Here is a 4,193-nt window from a genome sequence, read left to right as displayed (position 1 = left end):
CATGCGTGGCATTTTTACTATGCGTAGTGGTTAAGGTGTTATGCGGAATCTTCGGTATTGCATGCCTCACACCTTAACAAGGCGTTATGCTCTCAGGAGGGAGTTGTGTATCTCAGGGAAAAAGATAAAGCTTTGAATAAAGGTGCAATTTTAATCGGCACTATAGGTATTATCGTTATTTCTATTGCATCAGGAAGCTTATTTGTAGCGCTAGGTTTGAGCTCGATAGCCGCAATTAGCTTATGGTTACAGCAAAAGTTTCCGGATAAAAATGGTCTTTACAGCATCGAGGTTCTAGGTGGGCGTATTAGTCTTAAACTGGGAAATAGCGCACTTTGGCATTTGAGTGTATGTGATGTTGAGTCCTATGATACGACTTACTCAAGGGACGGGGCAGTGATCAAAGAAATTACTTTAAAAACGGTGAACGATAGTTATGTCTTACCAAAACTAGATCGCTTTGAAACTACCGCAGTTTTGGATCTTGTAAGTCTTTTGCAAACCCTAAAAGAACGAGCATAACAAATTGTTCAAGAGTGATGCGGCACGCATGGCATTTTTACTATGCGTTGGTTGTAGTGTTTAGGGTGTTATGCGGAGTCTTCAGTATTGCGTGCCTCACACCTTAACAAGGCGTTATGTGTAGGTGTATATGGGACCGAAAACAAAAGAGTTAATAGAAGTTCTAGACAGGCTTGTTCAGATGTTGGATGAAGACGGGCAAGAGCACTGGCGTGATTGGATGTCACATGCTCGAACTCGAACATGGCTATTAGAATCTGACTTTAACGGAATAGAAAAAGTACTATTAGCATACGGTGGCATGGGCTCATTTAATGATATTTATATAAGCAAGTTAACTCGAAAAAACGATTGTTTTAGTGCGCTACGGACACGCGCATGGGAACTTGCAACTGAAATAAAGCATGGACAAGAATAAACACATAACAATCTGTTTAAGAGTGATTCGCAACGCGTGGCGTTTTCACTATGCGTTGGTTTTAGTGTTTAAGGTGGTATGCGGCGGCTTCGGTATTGCGTTGCTCACACCTTAACAGGGCGTTAGTTGCTTGGGAAAAATTAGCTTACAGGGAGTAATCAGATTGGTAAAAATGTACGGTTCTGAAGAGACAAGGGCGTTTTGTTGTAATTGTAAAGAAGTTACGCTGCATAGGTATGAAAGTTTTTCTAAGCCAAAGGAAGTAACTGAGAAAAAAGATAAAGGTTTCTTATCGGGTCTATTTGCTGCAATAGTTGGTGCATTAATGGAAGGTGAAGCAACTGGTGATTACAAATGTACAGTATGTGGTACCAATCTTCATACACCAGATAATTTAGATTGATGCTCAGTATCTCTATTACTCTGCCAGTGGCAAGCTACGCAACTAACAAGCTGTTTAAGAGTGATTCGCAACGCGTGGCATTTTTACCATGCGTTGGATTAAGTGATTAAGGTGGTATGCGGAGGCATCGGTATTGCGTCGCTCACACCTTAACAGGGCGTTATGTGTAATCGAAAGAAAGGAGGCTTTTATGGCGAATAAACATCGAGGTTCATGCCTTTGTGGTAGTGTGAAGTATGAGCTTTTAGGTGAGTTCCAGTCTTTCTTTTTATGCCATTGTACTCGTTGTCAAAAGGGTACAGGCTCGGCTCATGGTGCAAATTTGTTTGCTAAAGCTGGCACCTTAACTTGGTTAAAAGGTGAAAGTGATGTCAGAACGTATAAGCATCCAAATTCATTTCATGCAAAAAGCTTTTGTTCAAAATGCGGGTCTGCAATCCCAACGTTTGCAGAAAGTATTAACAGCGTAGTGGTTCCGGCTGGTAGCCTCGATAGTCCAGTTCCAATTCCGCCTACTGCTAAAATTTTTGTTGGTAGTAGCGCGAAATGGTCTATGAAATTGTGCGATGTACCTAGTTACGAAAGGCTTCCAGAACAAGCTAAGAGCTAAACACATAACAAAGCGTTTAAGAGTGATTCCAAACGCTTGCCGGTTTCGCTTCGCTCAAGTGTGGCAAACGCTTGTCACACCTTAACGCGGCGTTAGTTTTCTTAGTTAAACATTTGCGATGAGAAAAGTAGTATGCGGGATGAGATAGATCCTGAAATAAAGTTAGACGTTACAAAAAAACTCAATGTTCTAAGAGATTGGTTAACTATCGTTATTAGGTTAGCGTCAGACCACTATTTTCTTTTGGCTTCGGTTAGTGCCTCGTTGTTTACTCTTCTCTGTTACCTACATGCGAATGAGTTGTTTGGTGATTACGGCATTGAATTTCTACACGTTGCTAATCTATCTGATGTGTACTCTGTTGCTTTGAGTTCAGGAGTAGTATTTTCTCTAGTTCATCAAACGATGATGTTGTTGTTATTTGGCGTATTTATAATGACATTCCCCTCAATTCTCAGAAAACTAAAGAAAGAGGGTAAAATAGGAAAAGTCATTACATTTATGTTTGGTTTTTTGTCGCTGTTAATTGTTGTTTTATTGGTTCTATTGAGCAAGCTAAGTCACGAAGTGAATATGACTCGCCCTATTGAAGTACAAACAAGCGAAAGGTTACCAAGGTATAGACTGATTACTGAACAAGACCAACTTGGTAGAGGTTGTGTTGGTATCATTGCGAGTACGAGTGATAACGTTGCAACGTGGAATTATGGAACATCTCAGTTTGAGCTCATACCTAAATCTAAAGTCGTTCGGATGGACTTTGTTCTTAGGGCTCCCATTGCTTACTACCCTCACACTATGCCTCGAGGGCTATCTTTTTCATCGAGGGAAAAAGACTTGGAGTGGGCATTAAAAAACAACTTAGAGTGGCAAAAAGCCTTGAAGAGAAAATGTGGGGAAACAGTCGATATTACCTCTATGTTACAAAAAGAGCTTGGCCGCATTAAAAGTTAAGTAAAACTAACAAACTGTTTAAGAGTGATTCGCAACGCGTGGCATTTTTACTATGTGTTGCATTTAGTGTTTAAGGTGGTATGCGGAAGCATCGGTATTGCGTTGCTCACACCTTAACAGGGCGTTAAGCGTATTAGAGAAGGTTATGAGTTTGGATAAAAAAAGAGACAATCATTTTGTACCAGTTATGTATCTAAAGAACTGGTCAACAAGTCGAAAGGTTCAAGTATATCGGACTCTAGTTCAGCATGAGAATGTTCCTATTTGGAAGCCGTTTCCATTAAATGGAATTGGTTACTTGCGAAATCTTTATATAAATACGAAAGATGGTGAAGAATGTGACATGCTTGAAACATGGTTTGATCAGCACTATGAAGCTCCAGCAGAAGCATCAATCGCAAAAGTAATGTCAAACTCCAAATTAACCCCTAGCGATTATAAAAACCTGATCAATTTTTTTGCTCTTCAAGATCTCCGAACGCCCAAAAAATTTATTGAACATCTCAACAAGGACGACAAAGATGAGTTTGAGGTGATGATGAAAGATGTTGTTGAAAGAGCTATATCTAAAGGTGTTCCCAGAAGTTTTGAACCTTCGGGAGAGTATAGGTTTCACGATGAATTACCTTTGAAGTTGCAAATAACAAAAGATGATAAAGGTTTGATGGTTTCTGTTGAGAAATTGGTGGGTAGGGCTTCATGGCTATGGAGTATCAAGCACTTGCTAACTAACGTTTCTAGTCATCTCCACGAACACAAGTGGACAATCTTACATCCTGCTAAGGGTGAGTCTTGGTATACGTCTGATAATCCGGTTCTCAAGCTTAACCATTATGGGAAGGACGGCTATGACCTCAAAGGTGGATGGGGGAATGCAGGTACTGAACTTATTCTTCCATTGGGTCCTCAGCATCTTTTGTATACGTTGGTTGGTCAAAAACCTCCGCTGCCTAGAGGCACTAGGGTTAGTATGGAAAAAACCAATGTCATAAACCGGATGCTTGTCGAAAATAGTCACAGATATGTTATTTCTGTGAATCAATGCCCTAAGATTGGTTTGTTTCATGAAAGGTTGGTGCTTCCAGAGGAAGTAAAATATGAATTGTCGCAATGGAAATCATTGAATGAGCACCATGCTTACAGTGAAAAAGAGTTTTACTCGACAAAATACGCTTAACAAACAATTTAAGAGTGATTCAGCACGCTTGGCATTTTGGGTTTGGATTGAGTTTAGTGTTTAAGGTGGTCAAATTAAGTGTCGTGGTAGTGTGCTTCACACCTTAATT

Annotated in this window: 6 protein-coding genes; all 6 read left to right on the top strand. The window is 40.1% G+C overall.

The genetic code is table 11. The annotated features are described in order from the left end of the window. Window positions 1-105: 105 nt before the first annotated feature. The 6 genes from MTR11_RS23870 to MTR11_RS23830 all read left to right on the top strand — a co-directional run bounded on the left by MTR11_RS23870 (window position 106) and on the right by MTR11_RS23830 (window position 4,084). Window positions 106-522, top strand: coding sequence for a hypothetical protein (locus MTR11_RS23870; protein ID WP_048626554.1), 417 nt, complete (start codon window positions 106-108; stop codon window positions 520-522). A 130-nt stretch (window positions 523-652) separates the two neighbouring features. Further along, window positions 653-940, top strand: a complete 288-nt coding sequence (locus MTR11_RS23860) for a DUF6966 domain-containing protein (protein ID WP_243328514.1) — start codon at window positions 653-655, stop codon at window positions 938-940. A 172-nt stretch (window positions 941-1,112) separates the two neighbouring features. Next, window positions 1,113-1,343: a hypothetical protein gene (locus tag MTR11_RS23850; RefSeq protein ID WP_171971541.1), complete on the top strand. Its 231-nt coding sequence runs from the start codon at window positions 1,113-1,115 to the stop codon at window positions 1,341-1,343. A gap of 190 nt (window positions 1,344-1,533) precedes the next feature. Continuing rightward, window positions 1,534-1,953: a GFA family protein gene (locus MTR11_RS23845; RefSeq protein ID WP_109170482.1), complete on the top strand. Its 420-nt coding sequence runs from the start codon at window positions 1,534-1,536 to the stop codon at window positions 1,951-1,953. Window positions 1,954-2,085: 132 nt separating this feature from the next. Further along, window positions 2,086-2,907 carry a hypothetical protein gene (locus tag MTR11_RS23840; protein WP_243328513.1) on the top strand — a complete coding sequence of 274 codons (822 nt, stop codon included), beginning with the start codon at window positions 2,086-2,088 and terminating at the stop codon, window positions 2,905-2,907. A gap of 145 nt (window positions 2,908-3,052) precedes the next feature. Then, window positions 3,053-4,084, top strand: a complete 1,032-nt coding sequence (locus MTR11_RS23830) for a DUF4238 domain-containing protein (protein ID WP_243328511.1) — start codon at window positions 3,053-3,055, stop codon at window positions 4,082-4,084. The last annotated feature ends 109 nt before the right edge of the window (window positions 4,085-4,193 follow it).

This window comes from Vibrio sp. CCB-PB317, from assembly GCF_022808245.1.
Taxonomy (GTDB): Bacteria; Pseudomonadota; Gammaproteobacteria; order Enterobacterales; family Vibrionaceae; genus Vibrio; species Vibrio diabolicus.
The sequence above is the reverse complement of the archived record's forward strand: the minus strand, read 5'-3'. Positions and strand labels throughout refer to the sequence as shown.

Coding starts and splice junctions, on each gene's coding strand:
- MTR11_RS23845 (WP_109170482.1), top strand. CDS start 1,534: ATGGCGAATAAACATCGAGGTTCATGCCTTTGTGGTAGTGTGAAGTAT.
- MTR11_RS23850 (WP_171971541.1), top strand. CDS start 1,113: ATGTACGGTTCTGAAGAGACAAGGGCGTTTTGTTGTAATTGTAAAGAA.
- MTR11_RS23840 (WP_243328513.1), top strand. CDS start 2,086: ATGCGGGATGAGATAGATCCTGAAATAAAGTTAGACGTTACAAAAAAA.
- MTR11_RS23860 (WP_243328514.1), top strand. CDS start 653: ATGGGACCGAAAACAAAAGAGTTAATAGAAGTTCTAGACAGGCTTGTT.
- MTR11_RS23830 (WP_243328511.1), top strand. CDS start 3,053: ATGAGTTTGGATAAAAAAAGAGACAATCATTTTGTACCAGTTATGTAT.